Raw genomic sequence first — 15,766 nt, forward strand, 5'->3', positions numbered from 1 at the left:
CTCCTCATCAAAGACGATGTCCTGCGTTCAATAGGCGCCGCCGATCGCATGGCGGGCGACGAAGTGGTCTGGCGCCACCTGCTCCAGCGGCCGCACCACCGGCATGTCGTCGATGGCGCGGATCGGGCTGGGAATCTCGTGCGTGGAAAGCTCGCGCTTCAGGTGGCGGCGCGCCGGGTCGGCGATCGGCACCGCCGACATCAGCTTCTTCGTGTACGGATGCTGCGGGTTCTCGAAGATCGCCCGGCGCGGGCCGATCTCGACGATCTGGCCCAGGTACATCACCGCCACGCGGTGGCTGATGCGCTCCACCACCGCCATGTCGTGCGAGATGAACAGGAAGGCGATACCGAATTCCTTCTGCAGGTCGAGCATCAGGTTGACGATCTGCGCCTGGATGGACACGTCCAGTGCCGAGACCGACTCGTCGGCGATCACCACCTTCGGGTTCAGCGCCAGCGCCCGCGCGATGCAGATGCGCTGGCGCTGGCCGCCCGAGAATTCGTGCGGATAGCGCGCCGCGTGCGCCGCCTGCAGGCCGACCTTGTCGAGCAGCCACTCCACCCGCTCCTGCGCCTGCCGGCCGGAGGCCACCTTGTGCACCAGCAGCGGCTCCATGATCGAATAGCCGACCGGCACGCGCGGGTCCAGCGAGGCGAACGGGTCCTGGAAGATGAACTGGATATTCCGGCGCAGCGTCTGCAGCGCATGCCCCTTGAGCGCGCCGATGTTCTGGCCGGCGAACTCGATGCTGCCGCTCTGGCTGTCCACCAGCCGCAGCAGCGACCGTCCGGTGGTCGACTTGCCGCAGCCCGATTCGCCCACCAGCGCCAGCGTCTCGCCCGGATACAGATCGAAGCTGACGCGCTCCACCGCATGCACGCGCCGCGCAACCCGGCCGAACAGCCCGGCCGGCACGTCGAAGCGCGTCACCAGGTCACGCACGCGCAGAATCGGCTGCCCGGCGTGCGGCACGGCCGGCTGCGGGGTGGTGTCGATCGGCAGGCCGGTGCCGTCCACGCGCACCAGCGGGAAACGCGCCGGCCCGTCGGTGCCCGCCATCGCGCCCAGCTGGGGCACCGCCGACAGCAGCGCGCGCGTGTACGGATGCGCCGGCTGCGCGAACACCGCAGCCGACGGCCCCGCCTCCACGCGCTCGCCCTTGTACATCACGAGCACGCGGTCGGCCACCTCCGCCACCACGCCCATGTCGTGCGTAATGAAGACGACCGCCATCCGCATCTCCTGCTGCAGCGCGCGGATCAGCTGCAGGATCTCGGCCTGGATGGTCACGTCCAGCGCCGTGGTCGGCTCGTCGGCGATCAGCAGCGACGGCCGGCACGACAGCGCCATCGCGATCATCACGCGCTGGCGCATGCCGCCCGAGAGCTGGTGCGGATAGCGCGCCAGCACCCGCCGCGCCTCGGGAATGCGCACCTGCTCCAGCATGCGCAGCGCCTCGGCCCGGGCTTCGGCGCGCGACTTGCCCTGGTGCAGCCGGATCGACTCGGCGATCTGCTCGCCCACCGGGAAGACCGGGTTGAGCGAGGTCATCGGCTCCTGGAAGATCATGGCGATGTCGGCGCCGCGCACGCCGCGCATGGCGGCCTGGCTGGCGTTCACCAGGTCGAGCACCTCGCCGCCGCGCCGGCGCAGATGCATGTGGCCGCCGACGATCCGGCCACCGCCGTGCTCCACCAGCCGCATCAGCGCGAGCGAGGTCACCGACTTGCCCGAGCCCGATTCGCCCACCACCGCCAGCGTCTCGCCGCGATCGACGTGGAACGACAGGCTGCGCACCGCATCGACCACGCGCTCGGACGTGGCGAAGCGCACGCTCAGGTCCTGCACCTGCACGATGCGCTGCTCGGGCATCGCGATGGCGGTCTCGGTCTGCTGGGTTGCTGTCACGGTGGTGCTCCTGCTTGCGGCCACGCGGTCGGGCGCGGTCCGCTATCGGTAAATCGAGACCTCGGGCGCGGCATCCCCGCGCGCGAAGCCCCGGTACATGCCCTCGGTGTTGAACGGCAGCGCCACGTTGCCGTGTGCATCCACCGCGATCAGCCCGCCGCGCCCCCCGATGGCGACCAGCTTGCGCATCACCACGTCGTCGCAGGCCTCGGCCAGCGGCTTGCCGGCGTATTCCATCTGCGCGGCCACGTCGTAGGCGGCCACGGCGCGGATGAACATCTCCCCGGTGCCGGTGCACGACACGGCGGCGGCGCGGTTGGCGTAGCAGCCGGCGCCGATCAGCGGCGTATCGCCCACCCGGCCGACCTGCTTGTTGGTGACGCCGCCGGTGGACGTGGCCGCCGCCAGCCGGCCCTGCGCATCGCACGCGACCGCGCCCACGGTGCCGAACTTGCTGTCGGGATCGATCGGCTCGGGCGCCTGCGCCAGCAGGGATGCCGCATCGTGGTCGAGCAGCGCCATGCCGGCGTGCTGGCGGGCGCGCTGCCACTGGGCGTAGCGCGCCTCGGTGTAGTAGTAGTCCGGCTCGACGAACTCCAGCCCCTGCGACGCGGCGAACGCCTCGGCACCCTCGGAGGTGAACAGCACGTGCTCGCTGTGCTCCATCACGGCGCGCGCGGCCAGCACGGGATGGCGCAGGCGCTTGACGCAGGTCACCGCGCCGGCGGCCAGCGTGGTGCCGTCCATGATCGAGGCATCCAGCTCGTAGGTGCCCGCGCGCGTGAGCACGGACCCCTTGCCGGCATTGAACAGCGGGCACGCTTCCAGCAGGCGCACGGCTTCGGTCACGGCGTCGAGCGCGCTGCCGCCGCCGGCCAGAATGCGCTGGCCGGCCAGCAGGATGCCGTCGAGCGCCTGCCGGTAGGCGGCTTCCTTGTCGGCGTCCATCGCCGCCCGGGTAATGGTGCCGGCGCCGCCATGGATGGCGAGGATCGGGGTGGGCATACGGGTGGGTCTCGGCAATCTCGGGATCAGTCGGCCGACGCGCGCTTGCGGCCGCGCCGGGTGGTGGCCGTGGCCACGCGGGCCGTGTCGGCAGGCGCAGCCGGCGTGGCGCGCGGCGCCTGGCCCGCATGCAGCCAGGGCAGCACGAAGGCAGTCAGGTTCGCGGCCGATTCCAGCGAACGCGCCGAGCGATGCGCGACGGCACCGCACAGCGCTTCGATCAGCGCCACCGTGGCCGAATCGGACGAGGCGGAAAACTGCCGCTCCGTGCGCGCATAGAGTGCGATATCGGCCAGCGGCGCCAGCGGCGAGGCCGGGCCGTCGGTCAGCGCCAGCACGCGGCCGCCGTGGTCGCGCACGCGCTTGGCCAGCGTGATGGTGTCGGCGGCGTAGCGCGGAAAGGCGATGGCGATCAGCAGGTCGTCCGGCGCGATCTTGCGCAGCTGCCGCGCCGCGTCCGACGCCCCGCCCGCCTGCGACACCGACAACACCGTGTCGCAGTACAGGTCCAGCCCGTGCCGCAGCAGCCCGGCCAGGTAGCCGCTGGCGCCGAACCCCACCACGTAGATGCGCGGGGCGGCCAGGATGGCCTCCACCGCCCGCTCGCAGGCGGCCGGGTCGAGCATGCGGCGGGTGGCCTCCAGGTTGCCGATGTCTTCGTTCAGCGAGGCGGCGAAGATCTCGGCGCTGCTGGCCGGACGCGCCAGCTCATGCCGCAGCTTTTCGACCGGCGCGAGCGTCGCCTCGAAGCCGCGCACCAGCTCGGCGCGAAAGCGCGGATAGCCGTCGAAGCCCAGCGCATGCGCGAAACGGTTGGCCGTCGCCACCGACATCCCCACGGCCTCGGCAAATTCGTCGATGCGCATGGTGGCCGCGCGAAACGGGTTCGCCAGCACGTATTCCGCCATGCGCTGGTGCGCCGGCGTCAGCGTGGCGAGCGCGGCCGCGATGCGCTCGGAGATCGACGCATCGGCGGCGAACGCGGCTTGCTGCGCGTCCGGACGCTTGCGGGAAGGCTTCGCCATGATCCTGTTGCCGTGGAAGGTTGCTGTAAATGTATTTACACGACCGCACCATGTAAAGAAAAAAACTTTCACACCGGCCTATGGTTTTCCCTAACCGCCGGGGCGCCGCACCGGCCCGGGGCACCGCATGCCGCCGCGCGGTGCGATGCACCACGCCGGACAGGCCGTCCGCCACCGGATCGTGCAAGGCCGCGCGCTACAATCGCACCCTTGTCCTGATTCCACTGGCGCAGTTTTTCGTGATCCGCTTCGACGACCTCGTACTCCAGCGCGGCACCAAGGTGCTGTTCGACCATGCCTCGGCCACACTCAACCCCGGCGAGCGCGCCGGCCTGGTGGGTGTGAACGGCAGCGGCAAATCGACCCTGTTCGCGCTGCTGCGGGGCGAGCTGCATGCCGACGGCGGCGAGGTGGCCATCCCGCCGACCTGGCAGATCGCGCATGTGGCGCAGGAGACGCCCGCGGTGGAGCGCAGCGCGCTCGACTACACCCTCGACGGCGACACGCGCCTGCGCGACATCGAGCGCCGGCTGGCCGATGCCGAAGCACGCCACGACGGCCACGCCCAGGCCGAAGCCCACGCCGCCTTCGCCGACGCCGACGGCTACACCGCCCCGGCGCGCGCCCAGGCGCTGCTGCTCGGCCTCGGCTTCACCATGGCGCAGACACAGCAGCCGGTGGCGAGCTTCTCGGGCGGCTGGCGCATGCGGCTGAACCTGGCGCAGGCGCTGATGTGCCCATCCGACCTGCTGCTGCTCGACGAGCCGACCAACCACCTGGACCTCGACGCCGTGGTGTGGCTGGAAGACTGGCTCGCGCGCTACCCCGGCACGCTGGTGATGATTTCGCACGACCGCGAATTCCTCGACGCCGTCTGCAACGTCACGCTGCACATCGAGCACTGCAAGCTCAAGCGCTACGGCGGCAACTACACGCAGTTCGAGACGCAGCGCCTGCAGCAGATGGCCCTGCAGGAATCGGCCTACGCGCGCCAGCAGAAGCAGATCGCGCACCTCGAATCGTTCATCACGCGCTTCAAGGCCAAGGCCAGCAAGGCCAAGCAGGCGCAGAGCCGCGTCAAGGCGCTCGAGCGCATGGAACGGCTCGCGCCGGTGCACGCGGCGGCCGGCTTCGCGTTCGAATTCCGCGAGCCCGATGCCGCGCCCAACCCGATGCTCACCTTCGAAGGCGTCGACTGCGGCTACCCCGGCGCCGAGACCCCCATCACCATCCTCGAGCGCCTGACGTTCTCGATCCAGACCGGCCAGCGCATCGGCCTGCTGGGCGCCAACGGCCAGGGCAAGTCGACGCTCGTGAAGACGCTGGCCGACACGCTCGCGCCGCTGGACGGCAGCATCCGGCGCGGCAAGGGCCTGCAGATCGGCTACTTCGCCCAGCACCAGCTGGAGACGCTGGACGACCACGCCTCGCCGCTGCTGCACCTGGCGCGCCTGGCGCCCGACGTGCGCGAGCAGGAGCTGCGCGACTTCCTCGGCAGCTTCAACTTCCGCGGCGACATGGCCACCGCGCCCATCGCCCCGTTCTCCGGCGGCGAGAAGGCGCGCCTGGCGCTCGCGCTGATCGTCTGGCAGCGCCCCAACCTGCTGCTGCTCGACGAGCCGACCAACCACCTGGACCTCGATACCCGCGAAGCGCTCACCATGGCGCTGGCCCAGTTCGACGGCACGCTGATCCTCGTCTCGCACGACCGCCACCTGCTGCGCGCGACCACCGACCAGTTCCTGCTGGTGGGCCAGGGCACCGTCGCCCCGTTCGACGGCGACCTGGACGACTACCGCGACTGGCTGCTCAGGCAGGCCGCCGCCAAGCGCGCCGCGGCCAGCACGCCGGCCGCCGCCGGCACCGGCGACGCGGCGCCCGCCGTCAACCGCCGCGACCAGAAGCGCGAGGAAGCCGAGCAGCGCCAGCGCCTGGCCGCCAGGCGCAAGCCGCTGCAGAAGGATGTCGACACCGTCGAAAAGCGCATGGCGCCGCTGCAGCAGGAAAAGACCGCGCTCGAAGCCTTCCTCGCCGACGGCGCCGCCTACGAAGATGCCAACAAGGCGCGCCTGATGGAAAGCCTGCGCCGCCAGGCCGAAGTCAACACCGAGCTGGACCAGCTCGAAGCGCGCTGGCTCGCCCTGCAGGAACAGCTCGAACAGATCGGGTGATGCCGGCGCGCCCGGCGAAGGAGACCTGTCGATGACATCCACCGCGCCGGACCCCGCCCCGCACCGGCCGCTGGCCGGCGTGCGCGTGCTCGACCTGACGCGCCTGCTGCCCGGCCCCGCCGCCACGCGCCATCTGGCCGACCTGGGCGCCGAGGTCATCAAGATCGAAGACCCCGGCCCCGGCGACTACGCGCGCGACATGCTGCGCACGCCCGCCGACCGCGCCGCCGGCCGCCCCAGCCTCTTCTTCCGCGCGCTCAACCGCGGCAAGGCCGAAACGCGGCTCGACCTGAAACGGCCCGAAGACCGCGAGTCCCTCATCGAACACGCGCGCAGCGCCGACGTCCTGGTCGAAAGCTTCCGCCCCGGCGTGATGGCGCGCCTGGGCGTCGGCTGGGACACGCTGCGCGCGGCCAATCCGGCGCTGGTGATGTGCTCGATCAGCGGCTACGGCCAGGACGGCCCGCTGGCCCAGGCCGCCGGCCACGACATCAACTACGTCGGCTACGCGGGCATGCTGGACCAGCTCATCGGCGACGACGGCACGCCCATCGTGCCCAACGTGCAGATCGGCGACCTGCTGGGCGGCGCGCTGACGGCGGTGGTCGGCATCCTGGCCGCGCTGGTCGATGCGCGCGCCACCGGACACGGCCGCCACATCGACGTCTCGATGACCGACGCGGTGTTCACGCACAACCTGATGGCGTTCTTCGCGGTCGGCGCGCACGGCCGGGCCAGCCGCGCCGGCACCGACCTGCTCAACGGCGGCGTGCCGTGCTATGGCGTCTACCGCACGGCGGACGGCCGCTGCATGGCCGTGGGCGCGCTCGAGCTGAAGTTCTGGCAGGCCCTGTGCGAGATGATCGATAAGCCGGAATGGAAAGACAGGCACTGGTCGCTCGGCCAGCCCATCGGCGGCGAAGAAGCCCGCGCCATGCGCGACGAACTCGCCGCGCGCTTTCGCACCGCCACGCAGGCCGAATGGGCGGCGCGCTTTGCCGGCGCGGACTGCTGCGTCACCCCCGTGCTGCGCATGGAAGACGCGATGCGGCACCCGCTGTTCACCGCACGCGGCAGCGTACTGCGGGAAGACGGGGAGCCGGTGCAGCTCGCGCTGCCGCTACGCTTCCGGGATTGACTCGCCGTGATCCAGCGCGTCGAGCAGGCGCGCGGCCTCATCGAGCTGGTGCTGGCTGAACACACGGATGCCATGCTGGCGCAGCGCCGCCGCGGTCACGCCCTCGCCGTGCAGCAACTGCTCGGAGAACGAGCCGTCATAGAGAAACGCGGACCCGCAGGACGGGCTGCGCTCGGTCAGCACGGCCACCCGCACGCCAGCCTCCTGCGCCGCCGCCAGGGCGCGTTGCGCGCCCCGCACGAATGCGTCGGTCACATCGTGGCCATGGTGCTCCACCACGCGGGCCGTGCCGCGCAGCACGGCCGCGCCGCCGCCCTCGCCGCGGATTTCCGCCGGCAGGCGCGGCACCGGCAGGCCGCCGGCCATCTCCGGGCACATCGGCACGATGCGCCCTTCCATCTGCCAGCGCGCCAGGATGCCCCCCTCGACGATCACCGTACCGCCGTCGTAGCGCACCGGCTGCCCCAGCAGGCAGGCGCTGACCAGGACGCGATGCACCGGCATGGCGGCCGCTCAGCGGCGCTCGCGGCGGATCATCGCCACCACCAGCGTCAGCGCCAGGATCACCATCCAGATCAGCGACCACAGCGGGATCGACACGCCCAGCACCGGCGGCAGCGGCGCCGTGCACAGGCCATCGGACTCGAACACCTGCGGCAGCCATTTGGCGGTCGGCAAGGCGTTGACCCAGTTCTCGATCGGGTCGATGCCGCAGCTCGCCTTCGGGTTCAGCAGCAGCGACACGTGATACCCCGCCACGAAGATGCCGCCCAGCCCCGACAGCATCCCCAGCCCGTGCCACAGCAGCCGCGTGGCCGACGACAGCGCCGCCAGCAGCGAGAACACCCCGATGCCGACGAAGGCGAACCGCTGCAGCACACACAGCGGACACGGCTGCAGGCCCTCCACGTGCTGCAGGTACAGCGCATACCCGACCAGCCCGAAGGCGATCACGGCAATGAGCAGGAAGAAGGCGCGCGAATTGGCTTGCATGGCGGCGTTGGATGGGTGAGAAAGGTTGGCGGATTATCGCACCGCAGCGCTGCCGAGACCTTCAACAACATCGTCGGCGGCGCTTCAAAAATTTTAAGCCTCCAGCCCGCGCACCCGGTCGATCGCCTGCTCGATGCGCTCGACGGCGATCACCTGCAGGCCGTCGATCGGCTGCTTGGGCGCGTTCGACTTGGGGATCACGGCAATCGAGAAGCCCAGCTTGGCCGCTTCCTTCAGGCGCTCCTGCCCGCGCGGCGTCGGACGGATCTCGCCGGCCAGCCCGATCTCGCCGAAAACCACCAGCCCGCGCGGCAGCGGCTTGTTGCGCATCGACGAATGGATCGCCAGCAGCACCGCCAGGTCCGCCGCCGGCTCGGTGATCTTGACCCCGCCCACGGCATTGAGGAACACGTCCTGGTCAAAGCAGGCAATGCCCGCGTGCCGGTGCAGCACCGCCAGCAGCATCGCCAGCCGGTTCTGCTCCAGGCCCACCGCCAGCCGCCGCGGGTTCGGCACGCCCGCCGCATCCACCAGCGCCTGGATCTCCACCAGCAACGGGCGCGTGCCCTCCTGCGTCACCAGCACGCACGAGCCCGGCACGGTCTGCTCGTGCTGCGACAGGAACAGCGCCGACGGATTCGCCACGCCACGCAGGCCGCGCTCGGTCATGGCGAACACGCCCAGCTCGTTGACCGCGCCGAAGCGGTTCTTGAACGCGCGCACCAGCCGGTAGGCCGAATGCGTGTCGCCCTCGAAATACAGCACCGTATCGACGATGTGCTCCAGCACGCGCGGGCCCGCCAGTGCGCCCTCCTTGGTCACGTGGCCGACCAGGATGGTGGTCACGTCCAGCCGCTTGGCGATGCGCGTGAGCTGCGCCGCGCATTCGCGCACCTGGGCCACCGAGCCCGGCGCCGAGGTCAGCGCCTCCGAGTACAGCGTCTGGATGGAGTCGATGACGACCACCTCGGGCTTCTCCGCCTCGATGGTGGCCTGGATGCGCTCGAGCTGGATCTCGGCCAGCAGCGCCAGGTTCGGGCTTTCGACGCCCAGGCGCCGCGCCCGCAGCGCGATCTGCGCGCCGGACTCCTCGCCGCTCACATACAGCACGCGCCGGCTGGCCGCCAGGTTGGACAGCGCCTGCAGCAGCAGCGTCGACTTGCCGATGCCCGGATCGCCGCCGATCAGCACCACGCCGCCGCCGACCAGGCCGCCGCCCAGCACGCGGTCGAATTCGTCGATGCCGCTGGAGAAGCGCGGCACGTCCACGGCGTCGATGTCCGCCAGCTTGCGCACCACGGCGCTCGCCGCCAGCGACTGGAAGCGCGCGCCGGCGCCGGACACCGGCTGCGCCACGGTTTCCACCAGCGTGTTCCACTGCTGGCAATGCGGGCACTGCCCCGCCCATTTCGGCGACGTGCCGCCGCACTCGGTGCACGTATAGACCGTCTTGCTCTTGGCCAAACAACCCCCTGCCCGCGGCCGCCGCATTCAGGGGCGGCCGCTTGATCGCTTTGTTTTCAGTGTGATGGGAACGCGGCGCTCAGGCCGCCTTGCCGAGCGTCTCGCCGGCATCCGCCGCGCCGGCCGGCTCGACCGTCACCGGCACGCGCGGCGCCAGCGCGCACATCAGCTCGTAGCCGACCGTGCCGGCGGCATGCGCCACCTCGTCGATCGGCAGGCCCTGCCCCCACAGCGTGACGGGTGCGCCAACGCGGGCGCCCGGCACTTCGGCCAGGTCCACGGTGATCATGTCCATCGACACGCGGCCCACCATGCGCGTGCGCACGCCGTCCACCAGCACCGGCGTGTAGTTGCCGTCCCAGCCGGGGGCATGGCGCGGATAGCCATCGGCATAGCCGCACGCGACGATGCCGATGCGCATCGGCTGCTCGGCCTCGAAGCGCGAGCCGTAGCCGACGGTCGCGCCCGGCTGCAGGTCCTGGACGGCGATCAGCTCGCTCTTGAGCGTCATGGCCGGCATCAGGCCGGTGCCTTCGATGTCGGCGGCCACGCCGGTCGGCGAAGCACCGTACAGGATCACGCCGGGGCGCACCCAGTCCCGGTGCGCCCTCGGATGCCACAGCGTGGCGGCGGAGTTGGACAGGCTCGCCTCGCCCGGCAGCCCCTGCGTGGCCTGCTCGAAGGCGGCCAACTGGTGATCGATGCCGCGCGGGCCGTCGGCATCGGAAAAATGCGTCATGTGGACGATGGTGCCGATGCCGGAAATGGCGCGGGCATGCTCCCAGGCCGCACGGTACGCGGCCGGCGCGAAGCCCAGGCGGCTCATGCCCGTGTTGATCTTCAGCTGGATACTCACCGGCCCCTTCAGGCGCGCCAGTTCCAGCATGCGCAACTGCTCCTCGCAATGGACGGTGGTGGTCAATCGGTATTGCTCGACCAGCGCCAGGTCTTCCGGCTTGAAGAAGCCCTCGAGCAGCAGGATCGGCCCCTGCCAGCCCAGCTGGCGCAGCCGGACGGCCTCGTCCAGATCGAGCAGGCCGAAGCCGTCGGCCTGGCGCAGCCCCTCATAGGCACGCTCGATGCCGTGGCCGTATGCGTTGGCCTTGATGACCGCCCAGACGCGCGAGTCCGCGGCGTGGCGGCGAACCACCTGGAGATTGTTGGCGAGTGCGGGGCCGTGGATGACGGCCTGAATGGGTCTTGGCATGACGACAAACCTGCAAAGTGAGGATGGCGGCGCGCGCATGGCACGCCATCGATGCTGCGACGCAATAAGCGTGCGAAGCCGGCAGTGCGAGATGGTGCGCTGCGCGGCACGCGATCAACGTTCTATTTGACCACAGGACGCCGCCGGGTTCGCGAAGTTGAGCAGCGGCTGAAAAGAAAGTGCGCCGCCGTCACCGGACAGGCGCGAGTTTCGTGATATAAAGCCGTTCAATTTAGCCAGGGGACACCTACGTGATGCAGTCGCGGCATAAGGAAAGTCGGGCGTTGTCCACCTCTTTGTGCGCGGCCGGATCACATGGATTCCCGGCATGACGGCAGGCGAGTACAAAATACGCTCCGGACGGAACACGCAGCCCGGCCGCCTGTCTGTGAAGATTCCCGCGGCGATCCGGCAGTGCCTGCCGGCCCCGGCAAAGGGAACCCGGGCAAGGGGAGCCCGCGCAACGACCGGCCGCCGTGCCGGCATCGCACCCATGCGCACTGCGCGGCCGGCCAACCGCCGCGTCGCCTCGCCGGCTGCCCCGGGGACGGACTCCCTCGCACCGGCGCCCTGCCGGCGGTTCGGGAAGACGGGAATGGCACCGCGGTCTACGGGGACGAACTCGAAGGTATGAAGAAGGGCTTTTACACCATCATGGCGGCGCAGTTTTTCTCGTCGCTGGCGGACAATGCGCTGCTGATCGCGGCCATCGCCCTTCTGACCGAGATGCACTCGCCGCAGTGGATGACGCCGCTGCTCAAGCTGTTCTTCGTGCTCTCCTACGTGCTGCTGGCCGCCTTCGTCGGCGCCTTTGCCGACTCCATGCCCAAGGGCCGCGTGATGCTCATCACCAACGCCATCAAGCTGGCCGGCTGCGGCGTCATGCTGACCGGCTTGCACCCGCTGCTGGCGTACGGCGTGGTCGGCTTCGGCGCGGCGGCCTATTCGCCAGCCAAGTACGGCCTGCTGACCGAACTCCTCCCGCCCGAGAAGCTGGTCGCGGCCAACGGCTGGATCGAAGGGCTGACGGTGGGCTCGATCATCCTGGGCACGGTGCTGGGCGGCGCGCTGATCTCCAAGCACATCTCGACCTGGCTGCTGTCGATCGACGTGCCGGGGCTGGAAGCCATCGACACGCCCGCCGAGGCCGCCATGATCGTCATCATGGTGATCTACCTGGTGGCTGCGCTGTTCAACCTGCGCATTCCCGACACCGGCGCGCGCTATCCGCAGCAGGAGAAAAACCCGGTGCGCCTGATCGCCGAGTTCGCCGACTGCTTCAACGCCCTGTGGCGCGACAAGCTGGGCCAGATCTCGCTGGCGGTGACGACGCTGTTCTGGGGCGCCGGCGCGACGCTGCAGTTCATCGTGCTCAAGTGGGCGGAAAGGTCACTGGAGCTGAACCTGTCGCAGGGCGCCATCCTGCAGGCCGTGGTGGCCGTGGGCGTGGCGGCCGGAGCCATGGCCGCCGCCGTGAAGGTGCCGCTGCGCCGCTCGCTCGACGTGCTGCCGGTCGGCGTGGCGATGGGGGCGCTCGTCATGCTGATGGCGTTCTACACCAAGCACACCATCCCCGACGTGACCTTCCACATCGGCCACATGAAGCTGCCGCTGTACATGCTGATCGCCTATCTCTTCCTGATGATGGTCGGCGCCATGTCGGGCTTCTTCGTGGTGCCGATGAACGCGCTGCTGCAGCACCGCGGCCACGTGCTGCTGTCGGCGGGCCACTCGATCGCCGTGCAGAACTTCAATGAGAACGTGTCGGTGCTGCTGATGCTGTGCCTGTACGCCCTGCTGATCAAGCTGGATGTGCCGGTGGGCGTGGTGATCGTGGCGTTCGGCGTGTTCGTCTGCGTGACCATGGCGCTGGTGATGCGGCGCCATCGCCGCAACGAGCGGGTCTATCACACCGCCGCGCTGATCGGCGAAGACAAGCACCACTGAGCATCCGGGCCCGCGCTTCGGCGGCGGCGCCCCCTCCCTCACCTCCCGCCGACCGGCAATAACGCCGGACGGCCTCCGCCCAACACCGCTGCCGTCCGGCACCCGCTCCTGCGCGTGCGGCTACACCCCGCCGCGCTCGGCATAGACCTTGCGCGCCAGGCACAGGTCTTCCCATGCGCGCGCCTTGTCGGTCAGGGTACGCAGCAGATAGGCCGGGTGATAGGTGACCACCACCGGCACGCCATCCACCTCGTGCACCTTGCCGCGCAGCTTGCCGACCGGCGTCTGGGTCTGCAGCAGGCTCTGCGCGGCGAAGCGGCCCAGCACAACGATCACGCGCGGCTTGATCAGCGCGATCTGGCGCTTGAGGTACGGATCGCACATCGCCACCTCGTCCGGCTCCGGATCGCGGTTGCCGGGCGGGCGGCATTTGAGCACGTTGGCGATGAACACGCCGGTCTCGCGCGACAGGCCGATCGCGCGCAGCATGCTGTCGAGCAGCTTGCCGGCCTGGCCGACGAAGGGCTCGCCCTGCCGGTCCTCCTGCTCGCCGGGGGCCTCGCCGATCAGCATCCAGTCGGCCTGGCGGTCGCCGACGCCGAACACGGTCTGCGTGCGGCGCTCGCACAGCTTGCACGCGGTGCAGCCAGAGACGGCCGCTTCCAGCTGCGCCCAGTCGAACGCGGCGATGCGCTGTGTGCGCGGCGCCACGGGGTCGGTCGAGTCGGTCGAGTCGGTCGAGTCGGTCGAGTCGGTCGAGTCGGTCGAGTCGGTCGAGTCGGTCGAGTCGGTCGAGTCGGTCGGGACGGTCGAGTCGGTCGGGACGGTCGGGACGGTCGGGACGGTCGGGACGGTCGAGTCGGTCGGGACGTCGGCGACGGTCGCGGCGGCAGCAGCAGCAGGCGCGGCCACCGGCACGACTTCAGCCACAACGACGGGGGATGCTTCGATGCGCGGAGCCGGCGCGTCGGCCACGGCTGCCTCGACCGCCCCGGCAATCGGAACCATGTCGGCCGCCTCGGCCTCGACAACGGCCACTGCGGCCGGCTCAACGCCACGCAGGCGCCATTCATTGGACACGCCCAGCGCTTCCAGCATGCGGGCTCGACGGTTCATGCGGCCGCCTCCGGAGGGTTGTGGGTCACCGATGCGCGCGGGCCGGCCGCGCAAAGCTTCCGCCCGCTGCTCATGCCGCCTCCACGCCGCCGGCTTCGCAGGCGATGCGCATCACCAGCGCGTCTTCCCGCGTGTTGTTCTCGGCCGGGTAGTAGCGCTTGCGCCGGCCGATCTCGGCAAACCCGACGCGGCGATACAGCGCGATCGCGCCGGCATTGGACGGCCGCACTTCCAGCAGCAGGCTGGCGAAGCCGTGCGCCAGCGTCAGCGCCTGCGCGGCGCGCAGTAGCCAGCGGCCCAGCCCCTGCCGCTGCCAGGCGGGCGCCACGGTCACGTTCAGCAGGTGCATCTCATCCACCACCGGCATCAGGATCAGGTAGCCGGCAACCTGGTTGCCGCCGTCGCGCAGCACGATGCCGAGGTGGCCCGACTTGAGCGAATCCTCGAAATTGCCGCGCGACCACGGAAAGGCGAATGCCGCCTGCTCGACTGCCGCCACGGCGGCCACGTCCAGCGCGGACATCCGCTCGGCGCGCCAGCCGGCGGGCAGCGGCGCGCGGACAATGAGGCCGGCGAGGGCCCGGTCGACCTGGACCTGGCTCATGCCCGCGCACCCGCGGCGGCCTTGGCCTGCTGCACGGCCTGGCGCTCTTCGATGGTCAGCGCGACCTTGTCGCGCACGTACAGCGGCGCGGCGTCTTCCGGGCGCACCGTGTGGCCGGCGGCCAGCAGGCGCAGCCCGAGGGTGACGATCTCGCGCGCGTGCGGCGCCACGTCGGGCAGCACGGCGGCCGCGCCGGTCGCGCCGGTCGCGGCAGCGAGCCGATCACCGAACACCGCGGCGGCGTTGCCCGCCAGCCAGTACGGCTGCTGCGGCGGCGCCACGGCCTGCGGCGCGCTCACCTGGACGGCCGACAGCGCGTGCCAGCCGGAGGCGTCTTCGGCCACGGGCACGAAGCTGGCCCAGTAGCACTCGTCCATGCGGGCATCCAGCGCCACGGTGACGGCGGTGCCGACCGGCAGCGCGGCGCGCGTCTGCTCGGCGCAGGCCATCAGCGAGTTGACCGGCACCACCGGCAGGCCGGCGCCGAAGGCCAGGCCCTGCGCCACGCCGCATGCGGTCCGCAGGCCGGTGAACGAACCGGGCCCGGCGCCGAACGCGATGGCCGCGCAGTCGCCCAGGGCGATGCCGGCTTCGGCCAGCAGTTCGCCGGCGGCGGGCAGCACGCGGCTGCTGGAGCGCGCGCCGGTGTGTTCGTGGCGAAACAGCGTGCGCGTGCCGTCACCGAGGGCAACGGAACAGAATTCGGTGGAGGTATCGAAGGCAAGGATCCAGGGCATGGCGGCATTGTACCGGCTGGTGCCCCGCCTGGCCCCGCCGGCGGGCGACGACCGCGCGCGAAAACCGAGGGCATCCTCGAATTCAAACGGCCCGGCCGGCGCGGGTGCGGGGCTATCATCGGCGCACCATCGTTTTCCAGCCGGGAACCATCATGAGCGACCTGCAAACCCGTTTCGAACAGGCCCAAACCGACGTCAAGAGTCTGTCCGAGCGCCCCAGCAACATGACGCTGCTGCGCCTGTACGCCCTCTTCAAGCAAGGCAGCGAAGGCGACGTCCACGGCGACAAGCCTGGCTTCACCGACATCGTCGGCCGCTACAAGTACGAAGCCTGGGCGGGCCTGAAGGGCCTCTTGCAGGACGACGCCCGGCAGAAGTACATTGATCTCGTCGAAGAACTGAAGAGCGGCGCGACGACCTGATCGCCGACCGCCGCGCACATGGCACA

14 protein-coding genes are annotated in these 15,766 nt (G+C 70.5%); 4 read left to right on the forward strand and 10 right to left on the reverse strand.

Annotated elements, in window-relative coordinates; genetic code table 11:
• Positions 1 to 27: 27 nt before the first annotated feature.
• From GO999_RS09480 to GO999_RS09490, 3 genes are all read right to left on the reverse strand, one after another.
• Entirely contained in the window at positions 28 to 1,875 is a 1,848-nt protein-coding gene (locus tag GO999_RS09480) for a dipeptide ABC transporter ATP-binding protein (RefSeq protein ID WP_209318853.1), read from the reverse strand.
• 78 nt (positions 1,876 to 1,953) lie between these two features.
• Positions 1,954 to 2,916, reverse strand: a complete 963-nt coding sequence (locus tag GO999_RS09485) for an isoaspartyl peptidase/L-asparaginase family protein (RefSeq protein ID WP_016722026.1) — start codon at positions 2,914 to 2,916, stop codon at positions 1,954 to 1,956.
• A 26-nt stretch (positions 2,917 to 2,942) separates the two neighbouring features.
• On the reverse strand, positions 2,943 to 3,941 hold the full coding sequence (locus GO999_RS09490; protein WP_011001326.1) for a MurR/RpiR family transcriptional regulator: 999 nt from the start codon (positions 3,939 to 3,941) through the stop codon (positions 2,943 to 2,945).
• A 239-nt stretch (positions 3,942 to 4,180) separates the two neighbouring features.
• On the opposite strand from GO999_RS09490, the gene GO999_RS09495 reads away from it, so the two are divergent.
• Both GO999_RS09495 and GO999_RS09500 read left to right on the forward strand, forming a co-directional pair.
• The gene (locus tag GO999_RS09495; protein WP_118872494.1) at positions 4,181 to 6,112 is read left to right on the forward strand and encodes an ATP-binding cassette domain-containing protein; all 1,932 of its coding nucleotides are present in this window, start codon (positions 4,181 to 4,183) and stop codon (positions 6,110 to 6,112) included.
• A 31-nt stretch (positions 6,113 to 6,143) separates the two neighbouring features.
• Positions 6,144 to 7,250 (forward strand): CaiB/BaiF CoA transferase family protein, encoded by a 1,107-nt coding sequence (locus GO999_RS09500; protein WP_211906171.1) that lies wholly within the window; start codon positions 6,144 to 6,146, stop codon positions 7,248 to 7,250.
• On the opposite strand, the gene GO999_RS09505 is transcribed toward GO999_RS09500, so the two are convergent.
• The 4 genes from GO999_RS09505 to alr all read right to left on the reverse strand — a co-directional run bounded on the left by GO999_RS09505 (position 7,233) and on the right by alr (position 10,914).
• On the reverse strand, positions 7,233 to 7,754 hold the full coding sequence (locus GO999_RS09505) for a 2-thiouracil desulfurase family protein (protein ID WP_011001323.1): 522 nt from the start codon (positions 7,752 to 7,754) through the stop codon (positions 7,233 to 7,235). The genes GO999_RS09500 and GO999_RS09505 overlap by 18 nt on opposite strands.
• Before the next feature lie 9 nt (positions 7,755 to 7,763).
• The gene (locus GO999_RS09510; RefSeq protein ID WP_011001322.1) at positions 7,764 to 8,243 is read right to left on the reverse strand and encodes a disulfide bond formation protein B; all 480 of its coding nucleotides are present in this window, start codon (positions 8,241 to 8,243) and stop codon (positions 7,764 to 7,766) included.
• A gap of 93 nt (positions 8,244 to 8,336) precedes the next feature.
• A complete protein-coding gene (gene radA / locus GO999_RS09515) occupies positions 8,337 to 9,707 on the reverse strand; it encodes a DNA repair protein RadA (RefSeq protein WP_016722028.1) in 1,371 nt (456 codons plus the stop codon).
• 79 nt (positions 9,708 to 9,786) lie between these two features.
• Positions 9,787 to 10,914: an alanine racemase gene (gene alr, locus GO999_RS09520; protein ID WP_020831897.1), complete on the reverse strand. Its 1,128-nt coding sequence runs from the start codon at positions 10,912 to 10,914 to the stop codon at positions 9,787 to 9,789.
• A 630-nt stretch (positions 10,915 to 11,544) separates the two neighbouring features.
• Between alr and lplT the strand changes: the two genes are divergently transcribed.
• On the forward strand, positions 11,545 to 12,861 hold the full coding sequence (gene lplT, locus GO999_RS09525; RefSeq protein WP_011001319.1) for a lysophospholipid transporter LplT: 1,317 nt from the start codon (positions 11,545 to 11,547) through the stop codon (positions 12,859 to 12,861).
• A gap of 120 nt (positions 12,862 to 12,981) precedes the next feature.
• Here the strand turns inward: lplT and GO999_RS09530 are convergent, their stop codons facing one another.
• The 3 genes from GO999_RS09530 to tsaB form a co-directional block, all read right to left on the reverse strand.
• Positions 12,982 to 13,977 carry a uracil-DNA glycosylase gene (locus tag GO999_RS09530; protein ID WP_211906172.1) on the reverse strand — a complete coding sequence of 332 codons (996 nt, stop codon included), beginning with the start codon at positions 13,975 to 13,977 and terminating at the stop codon, positions 12,982 to 12,984.
• Positions 13,978 to 14,047: 70 nt separating this feature from the next.
• Entirely contained in the window at positions 14,048 to 14,581 is a 534-nt protein-coding gene (gene rimI, locus GO999_RS09535; protein ID WP_011001317.1) for a ribosomal protein S18-alanine N-acetyltransferase, read from the reverse strand.
• Entirely contained in the window at positions 14,578 to 15,318 is a 741-nt protein-coding gene (gene tsaB / locus GO999_RS09540) for a tRNA (adenosine(37)-N6)-threonylcarbamoyltransferase complex dimerization subunit type 1 TsaB (protein WP_211906173.1), read from the reverse strand. The genes rimI and tsaB overlap by 4 nt, the downstream gene beginning before the upstream one ends.
• Before the next feature lie 152 nt (positions 15,319 to 15,470).
• Between tsaB and GO999_RS09545 the strand changes: the two genes are divergently transcribed.
• The gene (locus tag GO999_RS09545) at positions 15,471 to 15,740 is read left to right on the forward strand and encodes an acyl-CoA-binding protein (RefSeq protein ID WP_211906174.1); all 270 of its coding nucleotides are present in this window, start codon (positions 15,471 to 15,473) and stop codon (positions 15,738 to 15,740) included.
• Positions 15,741 to 15,766 lie beyond the last annotated feature (26 nt).

The sequence above is a fragment of the Ralstonia nicotianae genome, from assembly GCF_018243235.1.
Lineage (GTDB): Bacteria > Pseudomonadota > Gammaproteobacteria > Burkholderiales > Burkholderiaceae > Ralstonia > Ralstonia nicotianae.